This is a genomic window from Serratia sp. G204Y, from assembly GCF_051172435.1.
Taxonomy (GTDB): Bacteria; Pseudomonadota; Gammaproteobacteria; order Enterobacterales; family Enterobacteriaceae; genus Serratia; species Serratia sarumanii.
Genome location: NZ_JBPIZA010000003.1, coordinates 25,998 through 42,828, shown reverse-complemented (window position 1 = coordinate 42,828; position 16,831 = coordinate 25,998). Strand labels below are relative to the sequence as shown.

At 60.0% G+C, this 16,831-nt stretch carries 16 protein-coding genes and 1 pseudogene; 5 read left to right on the top strand and 12 right to left on the bottom strand.

Annotation, left to right across the window (positions count from 1 at the left end):
* Positions 1-31 precede the first annotated feature (31 nt).
* The 3 genes from ACSBQQ_RS17250 to ACSBQQ_RS17240 all read left to right on the top strand — a co-directional run bounded on the left by ACSBQQ_RS17250 (position 32) and on the right by ACSBQQ_RS17240 (position 2,615).
* The gene (locus ACSBQQ_RS17250) at positions 32-757 is read left to right on the top strand and encodes a 4'-phosphopantetheinyl transferase family protein (protein WP_060429031.1); all 726 of its coding nucleotides are present in this window, start codon (positions 32-34) and stop codon (positions 755-757) included.
* Between the two features lie 161 nt (positions 758-918).
* Positions 919-1,485, top strand: coding sequence for an NADPH-dependent FMN reductase (locus ACSBQQ_RS17245; protein WP_025304752.1), 567 nt, complete (start codon positions 919-921; stop codon positions 1,483-1,485).
* Between the two features lie 77 nt (positions 1,486-1,562).
* Entirely contained in the window at positions 1,563-2,615 is a 1,053-nt protein-coding gene (locus tag ACSBQQ_RS17240; RefSeq protein ID WP_033649559.1) for a hypothetical protein, read from the top strand.
* A gap of 35 nt (positions 2,616-2,650) precedes the next feature.
* On the opposite strand, the gene ACSBQQ_RS17235 is transcribed toward ACSBQQ_RS17240, so the two are convergent.
* Positions 2,651-3,988, bottom strand: a complete 1,338-nt coding sequence (locus ACSBQQ_RS17235) for an NCS2 family permease (protein ID WP_033636524.1) — start codon at positions 3,986-3,988, stop codon at positions 2,651-2,653.
* Between the two features lie 219 nt (positions 3,989-4,207).
* Between ACSBQQ_RS17235 and ACSBQQ_RS17230 the strand changes: the two genes are divergently transcribed.
* Positions 4,208-4,612 carry an NUDIX hydrolase gene (locus ACSBQQ_RS17230; RefSeq protein ID WP_033653947.1) on the top strand — a complete coding sequence of 135 codons (405 nt, stop codon included), beginning with the start codon at positions 4,208-4,210 and terminating at the stop codon, positions 4,610-4,612.
* A gap of 46 nt (positions 4,613-4,658) precedes the next feature.
* The gene (gene yieH, locus ACSBQQ_RS17225; protein ID WP_041037333.1) at positions 4,659-5,327 is read left to right on the top strand and encodes a 6-phosphogluconate phosphatase; all 669 of its coding nucleotides are present in this window, start codon (positions 4,659-4,661) and stop codon (positions 5,325-5,327) included.
* Between the two features lie 15 nt (positions 5,328-5,342).
* On the opposite strand, the pseudogene ACSBQQ_RS17220 reads toward yieH, so the two are convergent.
* The 11 genes and pseudogenes from ACSBQQ_RS17220 to ACSBQQ_RS17170 all read right to left on the bottom strand — a co-directional run.
* Positions 5,343-6,065: pseudogene (locus ACSBQQ_RS17220) on the bottom strand (amino acid ABC transporter permease); the annotation flags it as partial.
* A gap of 1 nt (position 6,066) precedes the next feature.
* On the bottom strand, positions 6,067-6,780 hold the full coding sequence (locus ACSBQQ_RS17215) for an amino acid ABC transporter permease (RefSeq protein ID WP_025304748.1): 714 nt from the start codon (positions 6,778-6,780) through the stop codon (positions 6,067-6,069).
* 81 nt (positions 6,781-6,861) lie between these two features.
* Positions 6,862-7,701 carry an ABC transporter substrate-binding protein gene (locus ACSBQQ_RS17210; protein WP_019455482.1) on the bottom strand — a complete coding sequence of 280 codons (840 nt, stop codon included), beginning with the start codon at positions 7,699-7,701 and terminating at the stop codon, positions 6,862-6,864.
* A 168-nt stretch (positions 7,702-7,869) separates the two neighbouring features.
* A complete protein-coding gene (phoU, locus tag ACSBQQ_RS17205) occupies positions 7,870-8,604 on the bottom strand; it encodes a phosphate signaling complex protein PhoU (RefSeq protein WP_033636521.1) in 735 nt (244 codons plus the stop codon).
* Between the two features lie 11 nt (positions 8,605-8,615).
* Positions 8,616-9,386, bottom strand: a complete 771-nt coding sequence (gene pstB / locus ACSBQQ_RS17200) for a phosphate ABC transporter ATP-binding protein PstB (protein WP_016929614.1) — start codon at positions 9,384-9,386, stop codon at positions 8,616-8,618.
* Between the two features lie 54 nt (positions 9,387-9,440).
* Positions 9,441-10,331: a phosphate ABC transporter permease PstA gene (pstA, locus tag ACSBQQ_RS17195; RefSeq protein ID WP_033636520.1), complete on the bottom strand. Its 891-nt coding sequence runs from the start codon at positions 10,329-10,331 to the stop codon at positions 9,441-9,443.
* Position 10,332: 1 nt separating this feature from the next.
* Complete coding sequence (gene pstC, locus ACSBQQ_RS17190) at positions 10,333-11,289, bottom strand: phosphate ABC transporter permease PstC (RefSeq protein WP_004933822.1); 957 nt, start codon at positions 11,287-11,289, stop codon at positions 10,333-10,335.
* A gap of 91 nt (positions 11,290-11,380) precedes the next feature.
* The gene (gene pstS, locus ACSBQQ_RS17185; RefSeq protein ID WP_033636519.1) at positions 11,381-12,421 is read right to left on the bottom strand and encodes a phosphate ABC transporter substrate-binding protein PstS; all 1,041 of its coding nucleotides are present in this window, start codon (positions 12,419-12,421) and stop codon (positions 11,381-11,383) included.
* Positions 12,422-12,756: 335 nt separating this feature from the next.
* On the bottom strand, positions 12,757-14,586 hold the full coding sequence (glmS, locus tag ACSBQQ_RS17180; protein WP_033649563.1) for a glutamine--fructose-6-phosphate transaminase (isomerizing): 1,830 nt from the start codon (positions 14,584-14,586) through the stop codon (positions 12,757-12,759).
* A 149-nt stretch (positions 14,587-14,735) separates the two neighbouring features.
* A complete protein-coding gene (gene glmU / locus ACSBQQ_RS17175) occupies positions 14,736-16,109 on the bottom strand; it encodes a bifunctional UDP-N-acetylglucosamine diphosphorylase/glucosamine-1-phosphate N-acetyltransferase GlmU (RefSeq protein WP_039568300.1) in 1,374 nt (457 codons plus the stop codon).
* 290 nt (positions 16,110-16,399) lie between these two features.
* Positions 16,400-16,819 (bottom strand): F0F1 ATP synthase subunit epsilon, encoded by a 420-nt coding sequence (locus ACSBQQ_RS17170; RefSeq protein WP_004933814.1) that lies wholly within the window; start codon positions 16,817-16,819, stop codon positions 16,400-16,402.
* Positions 16,820-16,831 lie beyond the last annotated feature (12 nt).

Below are 16,831 nucleotides of genomic sequence, written 5' to 3'. Positions count from 1 at the left end.
TTCTTAGCGACCCTCTGTCATGGAGCGAACAATGGCGTGTCATTTTGCCCGATGGACCCCGGCCTCCGCCGTCCTGGATACCCAGAGACTCGCCGACGAAGTGATAGCCGCCACCCGCACCTTTTCCGTTAAACGCCGCACGCGCTTCCTGCAAGGGCGCATTCTGCTCGCCGAAATGATGTTCTACCTGTACGGCCTGCCGACGCTGCCCCCCATCGCCACCACGCCGACCGGCCGCCCCTGTTTCGCCGATCATCAGCTGCCCGATTTCAGCCTCGCTTACGCCAGCAACACCGTGGGCGTGCTGCTCAGCGACGAGGGCAAAGTCGGGTTGGATATCGAAGTGATGCGGGCGCGCGGCACCCGGCAAAGCGCGCTGCAACACGCGCATCAGACGCCGGCGGAAAGTGCCTGGATCGGCGCGCAGGACGATCGGCTGGAGGCGGAGACTCAGCTGTGGAGCATTCGGCAAAGCGTGCTGAAAATTTCCGGCCTCGGCAACAGCGGCCAGTCTACGCTGCGTCTGCATCCCTTCTCCGGCCACCTGCGCTCCAGCGCCACGCCGGACGTTCAGGTGATGAGCGACGCCGACGAATACCTGAGCTGGGCCTGCGCCGGCAGCCCCGGCCTGGATCGCCTGCTGTGCTGGCGCTACGAAGAGCGCGGCGGCCTGCACAAAGACGGGGAAATCTCGCCGCGCAGCCCGGCGGCGTCCTCACGTTTCGTTAAACTGACGGGCCTGAAGACGCCCGGTTAACGCAGCGCAAAGCGGATAACGCTGTCTTTACCGCACGAGTTGCTGGATTAAATTGTAAAGACAGCTAAATGTTGAGCAATCGCCTATTCTCGACCAGCGCTTTAGCCTACTATTCGCCCATGTTGTACGCTGAATCTGCTCATTCGAAAGGGAGAATCACCATGTCAGACCAAGCCTTAAAAATCGTCACTCTGCTCGGCAGCCTGCGCAAAGGCTCCTACAACGCCATGGTGGCCCGCGCCCTGCCTGGGCTGGCCCCACAAGGCGTCACAATTGAAGCGCTGCCTTCCATCCGCGATATCCCGCTGTACGACGCCGACATGCAACAGGGTGAAGGCTTCCCTGCCGCGGTCGAGGCGATCGCCGAACAGATCCGCCAGGCCGACGGCGTGATCATCGTCACCCCTGAATATAACTATTCCGTGCCCGGCGGGTTGAAGAACGCCATCGACTGGCTGTCTCGCTTGCCGAATCAGCCGCTGGCCGGCAAGCCGGTCGCCATTCAGACCAGCTCGATGGGGCCGATCGGCGGCGCGCGCTGCCAATACCACCTGCGCCAGATCCTGGTGTTCCTCGATGCGATGGTAATGAACAAGCCTGAGTTTATGGGCGGCGTGATCCAGAGCAAGGTCGACGAACAGGCCGGTGAACTGAGCGATCAGGGAACGCTGGATTTTCTGACCGGCCAGCTGTCTGCGTTCAGCGATTTTATTCGCCGCGTGGAGTGAAGGTCTCGCGGCGCCCCTTAGGCGCCGCAACAGGACATGAAGTCCATCAATTCATTGAAAATTAAAGCCATAGCATCATGTATTTTTTCATTTTAGCGTTATTTTTTGTTTCCATCACCAGTCCCGCTTTCGCGGCAGAGATGCGTTATCCCGCCGGTGAAGAGCCGCTGGAGCTGCCGGCACACAGCGCGCTCAACGCCCAGCTGTCGCGATCCGCGCAAAACCAGGAAGATAAAAAGCTGGGCGCCATGTCGCTGTACCTGACGCTGATGCGCGAAGACGGCCGCAACGTCTGGGCGCCCTACCAGCTGGCGGTGTCATCGGCGGAGAAAGGGCAAACCGAGCTGGCGGAGCGCTACCTGCAGCTGAGCGCCGACCGCGGCCTGTGGTACTACTACAACCTGCTGGAGGACGACGCCTTCAACAGCATCCAGCACTCCGCCACCTACCAATCGATCCTGGCCGCCACCAAAGCGCGCTATCTGCAGCACGCCCGCCACTATGAAGGCAAGGCCAGCTACGCGATGCCGGACGGCGAAGCGCCGCCCGAAGGCTGGCCAACGGTGATCTTCCTGCATACCTACGGCAAAGCCGCCGCCATCAGCCCCGAAGAACGGCTGCTGTTCGGCGAAATGGGCGTGGCCTACATCGAGCTCAACGGCACGCAGATGCTGTCGGAAAACAGTTTCCGCTGGTCGAATTACAGCGACGAGAGCACCCAAACCGCCATTCAGCGTACGCTGCAACAGCTGGCTCCGCAGCTAAAGCTGAATCCCCGGCGGATTTACCTCAGCGCCCGCGGCCAGGGCGCGCTGCACGCCGCCAACCTGATCGCGAAGTACCCGCAGTTTTACGCCGGCGCGCTGCTGATCGCCCCCAACGGCGAGATCAAGCCGGCCCAGCAGTCGCTGGCGGCGCAAAAGAAAATCGTGATGGCGTATTACGATCGGCAGAATTTCAGCGAGCAGGCGCTGGCGTTGCACTTCGCCAATCTGTTCGGAGAGGATAATCAGGTAGAAACGCTGCACTTCGCCCAGGGAGAGGATGCCGCCGGCAGTTGGCAGGCGCGCTTCAAGCGGCCGTTGCAGTGGGTGTTGGGTAAGGCGCCGGATGCGACGCCGGGCGCCTAGGGGTTCAGGGCCGACAGGCGTCGGCCCTTTGGCGGTCAATGGCCGTCGACGAAGACGATCTTCAGCACGAACAGCAGCGCCACCACCACCACGCACGGGCTGATTTCACGCCAGCGGCCGGTGCCGAGCTTCATCACGCAGTAGGAGATAAAGCCGAGCGCGATGCCTTCGGTGATCGAGAAGCTGAACGGCATCATCACCGCGGTGACAAACGCCGGTACCGCTTCGGTCAGATCGTCCCACTTCACCCGCGCCAGGCTGGAGGTCATCAGCACGCCGACGTAGATCAGCGCGCCGGCGGCGGCGTAAGCCGGCACCATGCCCGCCAGCGGCGACAGGAAGATCACCAGCAGGAACAGCAGGCCGGTGACCACCGCCGTCAAACCGGTGCGGCCGCCGACGGCGACGCCGGACGAACTTTCGATGTAAGCGGTCACGGAAGAGGTGCCCGCCAGCGAACCGGCCACCGAGCTGATGCTGTCGACGTACAGCGCCTGCTTCATGCGCGGGAACTTGCCCTGGTTGTCGGTCAGGCCGGCTTTATCGGTGACGCCGATCAAGGTGCCCGAAGAGTCAAACAGGTTCACCAGCATAAACGAGAAGATGATCCCGGCCAGCCCGATGTTCAGCGCGCCGGCCACGTCGACCTGGCCCACCACCGAGGTGATGCTCGGCGGCAGGGAAAACAGGCCGCCGTATTTCACGTCGCCCAGCATCCAGCCGATCAGGGTGGTGACCACGATCGACACCAGCACCGCCGCGTGGAAGTTGCGCGAAGAGAGCACGGCGATGATGAAGAAGCCGAGCGCGCCCAGCAGCACATTGTGCGAGGTCAGGCTGCCGATGGTCACCAGTGTGTCCGGGTTGGCCACCACGATGCCGGCGTTTTTCAGCCCCATCATGCCGATGAACAGGCCGATGCCGCTGGTGATGCCGACCCGCAGGCTGACCGGAATGTTGGCGATCATCCAGTAGCGGATGCGGAAAATGGTCAGCAGCAGCAGGCCGACCGCCCCCCAGAAGATGGCGCCCATGCCCACCTGCCAGGAGATGCCCATCGCCCCGACCACCACGAAGGCGAAGAAGGCGTTCAGGCCCATCGCCGGCGCCAGCGCCACCGGCAGGTTCGCCAGCAGGCCCATAAAGATGCTGCCGAAAGCGGCTATCAAACAGGTGGTGACAAATACCGCCTGGGTATCCATGCCCGCCGCGCCCAAAATTTGCGGGTTAACGAACACGATATACACCATGGTAAGGAAGGTGGTGATACCGGCAATCGTTTCCGTACGCGCCGTCGTGCCATGTTGCTTGAGTTTAAACACGCGCCCAAGCAAGCCTTGCTCAGCGTCAAGGCCAGATACTGGTTTGGTCATTATCAGAATTCCGAAAATGGGAATGGACAGTCGCCGGCTATCCTATAACAAAAAGTGGGGCTTTTGACGCCGGTCACAGGTTTTTTTCGCCATCTTTACGGCTAAACGCGTCAACGGCTTGTATTTACAGGCTTTCATCCCGCGTTGCCGTTTGCCGACACGGCCGATAAAATGACCTATCGCATCTCTTACCCTACCCGCGAAAAAACAGGAATCCGCATGTCTTCAACCTTTATCGATAAGCTCGCGTTGATCGCGCTGAAAGATGACAAAGTGGCGCTGGTGCGTTCACACAATAAGACGCTGTTTTATATGCCGGGCGGAAAGCGCGAAGCGGGCGAAACCGACGAACAGGCGCTGTGCCGCGAAATCGACGAAGAGCTGACCGTCGCGCTGCAGCCGAGCTCCATCGCGTTTTACGGCGAGTTCGCCGGCCCGGCGGACGGCAAGCAGGACGGCACCCAGGTGCGCATTCGCTGCTATCAGGCCGACGTTACCGGGCAGCTGCAGCCGGCCGCCGAAATCGCCGAGCTGAGGTGGTGCGACAGCCGCGATTTACCGCACTGCTCACACGTCGCCGCGCTGATTTTGCACGATCTCAAGGCGCGTAACCTGATCAAGTGATCGCTGAGCGGCCTCAGCGCCGTTAACCCGAAGGAACCTGTCCCGCATGAATCAGATTGACTGCATTTTGTTCGACTGCGACGGCACGCTGGTGGACAGCGAAGTGCTGTGCAGCAAAGCCTATGTGCACATGTTCGCCCGCTACGGCATTCATCTGTCGCTGGAAGAGGTGTTCAAGAAATACAAAGGGGTGAAGCTGTACGAGATCATCGATCGGGTCAACGCCGAGCAGGGCACTGACCTGGCAAAAGAGGCGCTGGAGCCGCTGTATCGGCAGGAAGTGGCGCGGTTGTTCGACAGCGAGCTACAGCAGATTGCCGGCGCCCGCGAGCTGCTGGCGCAGGTGACGGTGCCTGTCTGCACCGTCTCCAACGGACCGGTCAGCAAGATGCAGCACTCGCTCGGCCTGACCGGCATGCTGCCTTATTTTGATGACCGGTTGTTCAGCGGCTATGACATTCAGCGCTGGAAGCCGGATCCGGCGATCGTGTTCCACGCCGCCGAACAGATGCAGGTGCCGGTAACGCGCTGCATCCTGGTGGACGACTCGCCCGCCGGCGCGCAGGCTGGTATCAATGCCGGCATCCCGGTCTTTTACTTCTGCGCCGATCCGCATAACCCGCCGATCGACCACCCGCTGGTGACGACGTTTAACGACCTGGCCCAGCTGCCCGCGCTGTGGCGCGAACGCGGCTGGCGGCTGACGGCCGATTAACTGGCCGGCCAACGGTGGCTTGTTGCGCCACCAGCGCCACGACCGCTTCAGCGCGCGGGTTTGCGCGCCGAAGCGGCGGTTGACCGCGTTGGCCAGCAGATCGAGCGCCAGGCAGAACACGAAATAGACCAGCGCCACGAACAGGAACACTTCCATCGGATAGACCATGCTGCGGTTGTTGACCTGGGTCGCCAGGAAGGTCAGTTCGCCAACGCCGACGATATAAGCCAGCGAGGTGTCTTTGATCAGGGATATCCACTGGTTGATGAACGACGGCACCATCATGCGCAGCGCCTGCGGCAGCACGATCATGCGCAGCGTCTGCCAGCGGGTCAGCCCCAGGGAAAGCCCGGCCTGCCACTGGCCGGGGCCGATCGCGGCGATGCCGGCCTTCACCGCATGGGCCAGATAGGCCGAAGCGATCAGCGCCAGCGCGCACACCACGGTGGTGATTTCCGGGATCTCGACGCCAAACACCATCGGCAGCAGGAAATAGGTCCAGAAGATCAGCATGATGACCGGTATGGCGCGGAAAAAGCCCAGCACCGCCGCCAGCAATCCGGCAGCGACGCCGCGCGACATCGCCAGCGCCACGCCGAGCAAGGTGCCTAGCACCGCCGAGGCGACGCCGGCCATCAGGCTGATCGCCAACGTCAGCGCCGCGCCGCCTAATGGACCATCCGGCCAGGTGCCCCACAGCAGGTAGCCCAGGTTATCGTGAATTACGCTGAAATCCATCTCAATGCCCTCCCAGCGGTTTACGCTGTTGGCGCCACATGCCCCAGCCTTCCAGCAGCGCGATGATGGCGATATACAGCACCGTCGCCACGCCGAACGCCTGGAAGGTGCGCAGGGTTTCGGTTTCGACCTGACGCGAGGCGTAAGAGAGTTCGGCTACGCCGATCGCCATGGTCAGCGACGAGTTCTTGATCACGTTCATGTATTGCCCCAGCAGCGGCGGCAGCGCGATTTTCAGCGCCTGCGGCAGCACCACGTAGCGCATCGCCTGCCAGCCGGTCAGCCCCAGCGCCTGAGCGGCATATTTCTGCCCGCCGGCGACGCCGCGAATGCCGGAACGGATCTCTTCGGCGATAAAGGCGGTGGAGTAGAGCGTCAGGCCGAAGAAACCGGCGAGAAACTCGAACGACGGCCATTCCAGCGGGCCGACCTGATGTGAGCTGTTCAGCCACTGCATGGCGGCGGACGGCAGGATCTGCCCGGCGGCGAAGTACCAGAAGAACAGCTGCACCAGCAGCGGCGTATTGCGAAACAGCGAGCTGTAGCCCATCGCCAGCCAACGCAACGGCCGCAGGCTGCTGTCGCGCATCGCCGCCAGCACGAAGCCCAGCAGCGTGGCCGCCAGGCCCGCGCAGGCGGAAAGCCACAGCGTCAGCAGAAAACCGTGCCACAGCCAGCTCAGGTATTGCGGCGCCAGCAGCCAGTCCAGGTTCATGTTCAATCCTTGTCTTGCAGAATGCATCAGGGGCGCAGCAAGCTGCGCCCCTCCGTGCCGATCTCACCGCGAGCGGTTAAATCAGGCTTTCGGTTGCTGATCCAAAGGCGCGATTTTGAAATCGCCGCGCGGTTGGGCGGATTGGGTTTCCGGCCCGAACCAGCGATCGTAAATCTTAACCGCTTCGCCGTCTTTTTCCAGCTTGATCAGCGTCTCGTTCACCGCGGCGGTCAGGCGATCTTCGCCCTTGGGAATGCCGACGCCCTGGTACTCTTTGGTCAGGCTGAACGGCGAAATTTCAAACTCCGCCTTCTGCGCTGCCGGCAGGTTGCCAAGCAGGCCGACCAGCTTGGCGTCGTCCTGGGTGATCGCCTGCACGTTGCCGTTGCGCAGCGCCACGAACGCCAGCGGGGTGTCATCGTAGGAGATCACTTTCGCCGTCGGGAAACGCTCGCGCAGGGTGATTTCCTGCACCGTGCCCTTGTCCGCGCCGATGCGCAGTTTTTTGATGTCTTCCGGGGTTTTCAGCACGCCTTTGCGGGCGATGAATTTCTGGCCGGTGGCGAAGTACGGCACGCTGAAGTTCACTTCCTTGGCGCGCTCGTCGGTAATGGTGAAGTTGGCGGCAATCAGGTCAACCTTCTTCGACACCAGCAGCGGAATGCGGTTGGCCGGGTTGGTGGCGCGCAGCTCCACTTTTACCCCCAGCGCTTTGCCGATCGCATCGGCGACGTCCACATCGTAGCCCACCAGCTTCTTGCTCTGCGGATCGATGTAGCCGAACGGCGGGTTGCTGTCGAACACCGCGATACGCACCACGCCGGCTTGCTTGATATCGTCAAGTTTGTCCGCGTGCGCGGCGCCGGCGGCGAGGCCGGTCAGACTGGCTAACAACGTTAAGGCCAAAGCGCGATGTTTCATAGAGAGCTCCTAAGTGGTTGATGTCCTGCTGGCGGATAAGCTAGCAAGCGCCACATAGGTCAGGAAATAATATAAAAAGCTATATTTATAACCTTTTTATCTTTAAGAACTTAAGATGGAATAAAGGCGCGGGAAACCGCGCCTTTGAAGGATATTACCCGGAAAGGGTCAGTCGGCTTTGTCGTCTTTACCGCCCGGGGAGAGCAGCTTTTCCAGGGCGTCGCCGCCCAAATGACGGAAATCCTGTCCTTTGACGAAATAGAAGATAAATTCGCAGATGTTCTGGCAGCGGTCGCCGATACGCTCGATAGAACGGGCGCAGAACAGCGCGGTCAGCACGCTCGGAATGGTGCGTGAGTCTTCCATCATATAGGTCATCAGCTGACGCACGATGCCTTCGTATTCCTGGTCGACCTTTTTATCTTCGCGGTAAATACGGATCGCCTCGTCCAGATCCATGCGCGCGAAGGCGTCCAGCACGTCGTGCAGCATTTGCACTGTGTGGCGCCCCAGCGATTCCAGGCTGACCAGCAGCGGCTGGTGCTGGTGCGAGAACTTCTCCAGCGCGGTGCGGCAGATTTTGTCCGCCACGTCGCCGATGCGTTCCAGCTCGGAAATGGTTTTGATGATCGCCATCACCAGGCGCAGATCGCTGGCGGTCGGCTGGCGCTTGGCGATGATGCGCACGCAGGCTTCGTCGATCGCCACTTCCATCATGTTGACCTTGGCGTCGCCTTCGATAACTCGCTTGGCCAGCTCGCCATCCTGATTGTGCATCGCGGTGATGGCGTCGGTCAGCTGCTGCTCCACCAGCCCGCCCATGGTCAGCACCTGGGTGCGGATATGCTCAAGCTCTGCGTTGAACTGGCCGGAAATGTGTTTGTTTAAATTCAGGTTATCCATGATGCTTCCTATCAACCATAACGGCCAGTGATGTAGTCTTCAGTCTGCTTTTTCTGCGGCGCAGTGAACAGGTTATCAGTATCACTGAACTCGATCAGCTCGCCCAGATACATAAATGCGGTGGAGTCGGAGCAGCGCGCCGCCTGCTGCATATTGTGGGTTACGATCACCACGGTGTAATCGGCCTTCAGCTCGCTGATCAGCTCTTCAATCTTGCCGGTGGAGATCGGATCCAGCGCCGAGCAAGGCTCATCCAGCAACAGCACTTCCGGGCGAATGGCGATGCCGCGGGCGATGCACAGGCGTTGCTGCTGGCCGCCGGAAAGGCTGTAGCCGCTCTGGTGCAGCTTGTCCTTGGTTTCGTTCCACAGCGCCGCCTTGGTCAGCGCCCACTGCACGCGCTCGTCCATATCGGCGCGCGACAGCTTTTCAAACAGGCGAACGCCGAAGGCGATGTTGTCGTAAATCGACATCGGGAACGGCGTCGGCTTCTGGAACACCATGCCGACCTTGGCGCGCAGCAGCGCGATATCCGAGTTGTCGGTCAGGATGTTCTGGCCGTCCAGCAGGATGCCGCCTTCCGCGCGCTGTTCCGGGTACAGCTGGTACATCTTGTTGAAGGTGCGCAGCAGGGTGGATTTGCCGCAGCCGGACGGGCCGATAAACGCGGTGACCTTGTTCTTGGCGATATCCAGCGTGATGTTCTTCAGCGCATGGAATTTGCCGTAGTAGAAGTTCAGATCGCGTACCTGAATTTTGCTGCTGGAAGCGTCAGTAACCATACTCATCAAGACTTCTCTCTTTTCATCAGCGCCGCCAGAGCGGCGCTCAAAATTTTATGAATGCTTTTTCTTGGCGAAAATCACGCGCGCCAGGATATTCAGTAACAGTACGCACAGGGTGATCAACAGCACCCCGGCCCAGGCCAGCTGTTGCCATTCGGCGAACGGGCTCATGGCGAATTTGAAGATGGTCACCGGCAGGTTGGCGATCGGCTGCATCAGGTCGGTGCTCCAGAACTGGTTCGACAGCGAGGTGAACAGCAGCGGCGCCGTTTCCCCCGCGATGCGCGCAATCGCCAGCAGCACGCCGGTGATGATGCCGGACACCGACGCCTTCAGCGTGATGGCGGAAATCATGCGCCATTTCGGCGTGCCCAGCGCATAAGCGGCCTCGCGCAGCGTATCCGGCACCAGCTTCAGCATGTTCTCGGTGGTGCGAATGACGATCGGCACCTGCAGCAGCGCCAGCGCGACGATGCCGGCCCAGCCGGAAAAGTGTTCCATCTTCGCCACCACGATGGTGTAAACGAACAGGCCCACCACGATCGACGGTGCGGACAGCAGGATGTCGTTGATAAAGCGGATCACTTCCGCCAGCCAGGATTTACGGCCGTATTCTGCCAGGTAAATGCCGGCCATGATGCCCAGCGGCGTGCCGAAGATGGTCGCCCACAGGATCAACAGGCCGCTGCCGGCGATGGCGTTGGCCAGACCGCCGCCTGCGGTGTTCGGCGGCGGGGTCATTTCAGTGAACAGCGCCAGCGACATGCCGTCGAAGCCTTTGGTCACGGTGGCGATCAGGATCCAGATCAGCCAGAACAGCCCGAACACCATGGTCGCCATCGACAGGAACAGCGCGAGACGGTTTTTCTGCCGGCGCCAGGCCTGCATTTTGCGGCGGCTTTCCGCCAGAACGACTGCGTTTTGCATATCCATCGTCGCCATGTTAACGCCCCTCATTCTTGGCCAGACGCATGATCATCAGTTTCGACAGCGCCAGCACGATAAAGGTGATAACAAACAGAATCAGGCCCAGCTCCATCAACGCGGCGGTGTGCACGCCGGACTCGGCTTCGGCGAATTCGTTGGCCAGCGCCGAGGTGATGCTGTTGCCCGGCATGTACAGCGAAGCGCTGTCGAGCTGGTAGGTGTTGCCGATGATAAAGGTCACCGCCATGGTTTCCCCCAGCGCACGGCCCAGGCCCAACATCACGCCGCCGATGACGCCGTTTTTGGTGAACGGCAGCACGATGCGCCAGATGACTTCCCAGGTGGTGCAGCCGATGCCGTAGGCCGACTCTTTCATCATCACCGGGGTCTGTTCGAACACGTCGCGCATGACTGCCGCGATGTAAGGAATGATCATGATCGCCAGGATCACCCCGGCGGCCAGAATGCCGATGCCGAAGGCCGGGCCGGAGAACAGCTCGCCGACGATCGGAATGCCCGACAGCACTTCGCCGACCGGCGTCTGGAAGTATTCGGCGAACAGCGGCGCGAACACGAACAGGCCCCACATGCCGTAAACGATGCTGGGGATGGCCGCCAACAGCTCAATGGCGATGCCCAGCGGCCGCTTCAGCCAGTTAGGCGCCAGCTCGGTCAGAAACAGCGCGATGCCGAAGCTCACCGGCACGGCGATGATCAGCGCGATAAGCGAGGTGACCACGGTGCCGTAGATCGGCACCAGCGCGCCGAACTGCTCCGCCGGCGCGTCCCACTCTTTGGTCCACAGGAAGGCGAAGCCGAATTTCTGCATGCTTGGCCAGGAGGCGAAGATCAGCGAAACAATGATGCCGCCCAGCAACAATAGGGTAATCAGCGCAGCCAGTCTCACCAGCGCGCTGAAAATGATGTCACCGTTTTTGCCCGGTGCTTTGATGGTCGGCTTGTACTCAGCCATAGATTACTCTCTGTTTGAACCCTGGCAGCCCCAACCGGGATCGGAGCCTGAAGAACTGTGTGGGGCGCGGCGAACCCGCGCCCCTGCGTTGTTAGTACAGCGCTTTGCCTGAACTGTCTTTTACGTTGGTTTTCCAGGCCGCGCGCACCTGCTCAACCACTTCTGCCGGCAGGGTGGCGTAATCCAGCTCGTTAGCCTGCTTGGCACCGGTTTTGTAAGCCCAGTCGAAGAACTTCAGCACTTCGGCGCCCTGAGCAGGGTTTTTCTGCTCTTTGTGCACCAGGATGAAGGTGGTGGATGTAATCGGCCACACGTTGTCGCCTTTCTGGTCAGTCAGATCCTGAGCGAAGGTCTTGCTCCAATCCACGCCTTTGGCCGCGTTGCTGAAGCTCTCCTCGGTCGGGCTGACCGGTTTACCGTCGGCGGATACCAGCTTGGTGTAAGCCAGGTTGTTCTGCTTGGCGTAAGCGTATTCTACGTAGCCGATAGAGCCAGGCAGACGCTGAACGAAGGCGGCGATGCCGTCGTTGCCTTTACCGCCCAGACCGGTCGGCCAGTTAACGGTAGAACCGGCGCCGATCTTCTCTTTCCACTGCGCATTGGCCTTGGACAGGTAGCTGGTGAACACGAACGAGGTGCCGGAACCGTCGGCGCGGCGCACCACGGCGATGTTCTGGTCAGGCAGTTTCACGCCTGGGTTCAGCTTGGTGATAGCCGGATCGTTCCATTTTTTGACGTTGCCCAAGTAGATATCGCCCAGGGTTTTGCCGTCCAGCGTCAGTTCGCCGGATTTGATGCCCGGGATATTCACGGCCAGCACCACGCCGCCGATCACGGTCGGGAACTGGAACAGGCCATCGGCCGCCAGTTTGTCGTCAGACAGCGGGGCGTCGGAAGCGCCAAAGTCAACGGTGTTGGCCACGATTTGCTTCACGCCGCCAGAGGAGCCGATGCCCTGATAGTTAACTTTGTTGCCGGTTTCTTTCTGATAAGAATCTGCCCACTTGGCGTAAACCGGAGCGGGGAATGTCGCACCTGCACCGGTCAGGCTGGCAGCAGCGAACGCGGACACGGTGGTCAGGGAGAAGGTCGCTGCCACAATACTGGCGACGGTGGTACGCATCAGTTTCATAATCCCTCCTAATGGGATATTTAAAATCGACTTCGAGTCGTTTTAATCAGAGTAAGTATTGCTGCAGGAGGGAAAATAGGACAGTTTGGTGACAGAAAAATGTACGCAATATGACAGTTATATTACAGTGCGCCAGACAGACGTTTGTTTCTTTAAAAATCAATTAATTAGTCAAAAAACAGCGCAATTGACGTGCAATAAAAAAACGGTTTGGCGCGGCCTATCCGCTTGAATATGACAATGTTTATCGCCGAATCGGTCGCGCTGTCATCTTTAAGGCCGCTCATGAAAAAAGCCGGCGCAAAGGCCGGCTTTTGCAGTTTACCTGCGGCAGATTACTCTACGGTGACAGACTTCGCCAGGTTGCGCGGCTGGTCAACGTCGGTGCCTTTGATCAGCGCCACGTGGTAAGACAGCAGCTGCAACGGCACGGTGTAGAAGATCGGCGCCACGATTTCCTCGACGTGCGGCAGAGGAATGATAGTCATGCCTTCGCTGCTGACGAAGCCGGCGTCCTGATCGGCGAACACGTACAGCTGGCCGCCGCGCGCGCGCACTTCTTCAATGTTGGACTTCAGCTTTTCCAGCAGTTCATTGTTCGGTGCCACCACGATCACCGGCATATCGGCGTCGATCAGCGCCAGCGGGCCGTGTTTCAGCTCACCCGCCGCATAGGCTTCGGCGTGAATATAGGAGATCTCTTTCAGCTTCAGCGCCCCTTCCATGGCGATTGGATACTGATCGCCGCGGCCGAGGAACAGCGCATGGTGCTTGTCGGAGAACCCTTCCGCCAGCGCTTCGATCTCTTTATCCATCGACAGCATCTGCTCTATACGCGCCGGCAGCGCCTGCAGGCCATGCACGATTTCCTGCTCCACGCTTTCCGCCATGCCTTTCAGGCGGCCCAGACGCGCCACCAGCATCAACAGCACGGTGAGCTGCGTGGTGAAAGCCTTGGTCGAGGCCACGCCGATTTCCGTGCCCGCTTTGGTCATCAACGCCAGATCCGATTCGCGCACCAGCGAAGAGCCGGCCACGTTACAAACTGCCAGCGAACCGAGATACCCCAGCTCTTTGGACAGACGCAGCGCCGCTAACGTATCGGCGGTTTCGCCGGACTGCGACAGGGTGATGATCAGGCTGCCCGGACGCACCGCCGATTTGCGGTAACGGAATTCGGACGCGATCTCGACGTCGCACGGCACGCCGGCCAACGCTTCAAACCAGTAGCGCGCCACCATACCGGAGTGGTAAGAAGTCCCGCAGGCGATGATCTGCACGTGCTGCACCTTGGCCAGCAGCTCGTCGGCGCGCGGGCCCAGCTCGCTCAGGTTGATTTGGCCATGGCTGAAACGCCCTTCCAGGGTGTTTTTCAGCGCCAGCGGCTGTTCGTAGATCTCTTTTTGCATGTAGTGACGGTAAGCGCCCTTGTCGCCGGCGTCATACTGCACCTGGGATTCGATCTCAGGGCGCTCGATGGCGTTGCCCTGCTTGTCGAAGATGTTGACGGTGCGGCGAGTCACTTCCACCACGTCGCCTTCTTCCAGGAAGATGAAGCGGCGGGTGACCGGCAGCAGCGCCAGCTGATCGGAAGCGATGAAGTTTTCCCCGACGCCGCGGCCGATAACCAGCGGGCTGCCGGAGCGCGCCGCGACCAATACGCTCGGATCGCGACTGTCCATCACCACGGTGCCGTAAGCGCCGCGCAGCTGTGGGATCACGCGCTGAACCACTTCCAGCAACGTGCCGCCCTGTTGTTGTTCCCAATGCACCAGGTGCGCGATCACTTCGGTGTCGGTTTCGGAGCTGAAGCGGTAACCGCGTTCGATCAGCAGTTCGCGCAGCGGTTCGTGGTTTTCGATGATGCCGTTATGCACCACGGTAATGTAGTCGGAAACATGCGGGTGCGCGTTCGCTTCGGTCGGTTCACCGTGCGTTGCCCAGCGGGTGTGAGCGATGCCGGTACCGCCGTGCAGATCGGTCTGCTCCGCCGCTTCGGCCAGTTTTTGCACCTTGCCTACGCGACGCAGGCGACTGACGTTGCCTTTTTCGTCGACCACCGCCAGACCGGCGGAGTCGTAACCGCGGTACTCGAGACGGCGTAAACCTTCCAACAGGATTTCTGCGATATCACGTTGCGCTACTGCGCCTACAATTCCACACATCAGTTGTATTCCTAATGAACGCCCTTCATGGGCGCTTTCGATGTCTTGACCTGATTTTTGCCGGTTTTACCGTGCGTCCCCGAGCCTGTAGATGGTGGGGGTTATTATGTTTTATATTGGGCTCTGAACGGAGCCCAACGCAAAACACACTATGACTTCTTCTTCACCGGACGTTGCCAGCCCTGAATGTGCACCTGCTTGACGCGGCTCAGCACCAGTTCGTTCTCGGCGATATCGCGCGTCACCGTGGTGCCGGCGGCGATGGTGGAGCCTTTGCCGACCGACACCGGCGCCACCAGCTGAGTATCGGAACCGACGAACACGCCGTCGCCGATCAGCGTCTTGTGCTTGTTGGCGCCATCGTAGTTGCAGGTGATGGTGCCGGCGCCGATATTCACGTCATCGCCGATTTCGGCATCGCCCAGGTAGCTGAGGTGACCGGCCTTGGAGCCTTTGCCCAAACGCGCCTTTTTCATTTCCACGAAGTTGCCGACGTGGGCCCCTGCCGCCAGCTCCGCGCCAGGGCGCAGGCGGGCGAACGGCCCCACGGTGCAGTCGGCTTCCAGCACGCTGTCTTCCAGCACGCTGTAAGGGCTGATCTCGCAGTCATCGCCGATCACGCAGTTTTTCAGCACGCAGCCGGCGCCGATTTTCACCCGGTCGCCCAGCTTGACGTGACCTTCGATAATCACATTCGCATCAATAGTGATGTCGCGGCCGTGAACAAGTTCCCCGCGCAGGTCAAAACGCGCCGGATCCAGCAGCATCACGCCGGCCAACAGCAGCTTTTCAGACTGTTCCGACTGGAAGACGCGCTCCAGGGTCGCCAGCTGCAGGCGGTTGTTCACGCCTTCCACTTCACTCAGGCGCGACGGATGCACGGTTTCGATTTTCTTGCCGTCGGCATGGGCCAACGCAATGATATCGGTGATGTAAAACTCGCCCTGTGCGTTGTCGTTATTCAACATCCCCAGCCAGCGCTTCAGATCGCGCCCGTTCGCCACCAGGATGCCGGTATTGATCTCGTTGATCTGGCGCTGCGCCTCGTTGGCATCCTTGTGTTCGACGATGCCCACCACGTTGCCCTGCTCGCGCACGATGCGGCCGTAGCCGCTCGGATCGTCCAGCTTGACCGTCAGCAGACCGATACCGCCCTGCGGTTTGGCCGCCAGCAGGCGTTGCAGCGTATCCACGGAGATCAACGGCACGTCGCCGTACAGCATCAGCACGTCTTCATCGTCGGCAAAGTGCGGCGCGGCCTGCTGCATTGCATGGCCGGTACCCAATTGCTCTGCCTGCAGCACCCAGTTCAGCGCGCCGTCAGTCAACGTGCTTTTCAGCAGATCGCCGCCGTGGCCGTATACCAGGTGAACATGTTGCGCGCCCAGTTTCATCGCGGCATCAATGACGTGTTGCACCATCGGCTTACCGGCCAACGGATGTAAAACCTTGGGAAGATCGGAATACATGCGTGTTCCCTTGCCCGCGGCGAGGATAACCACGCTCATTGCGCTGTTCGACATAAGCAACCTGATAACTCCATTTTGATAGACGAAAGTAAAACCGTTTAGCGACAATATTACTACATATTTCTCATCACGAACCCGGCGCAGGCCGCGTGGGCCTTGGCCTGCCGCTATCGTGGCCAATTCGGCGCCGGGACGAAAAAACTGTCGGCGATCGGCGACGTTTATTTCCCGATATCAGGGGTTATACACCACACCGCCCGCCGGGCTGAAATGCTTATTTTAAAGTAAAAAAAAAGCGACCCTATAGGCCGCTTTCTTAAAGTTGGGTGCTTTGCACCCAAACATTACATCGCTTTTCTGGTGAGCTCGATAACGCGCAGTTTCGCGATCGCTTTCGCCAGTTCAGCGGATGCCTGAGCATAGTCGACATCGCCATGAGAGCTGCGAATGTGTTCTTCAGCTTTACGCTTAGCTTCCAACGCTCTCGCTTCGTCGAGGTCAGTACCACGGATAGCAGTGTCCGCCAGCACGGTAACCACGCTCGGCTGCACCTCGAGGATGCCGCCGGACAGGTAGATGAACTCTTCTTCACCGTGCTGCTTAACAATACGCACCATGCCAGGCTTGATGGCAGTCAGCAGCGGCGCATGGCCAGGGAAGATCCCCAGTTCACCTTCGCTGCCTGTCACCTGGATCTTCTGCACCAGGCCGGAAAACATCTGTTTTTCCGCGCTGACTACATCCAGATGGTAAGTCATAGCCATATCACCCTCCTC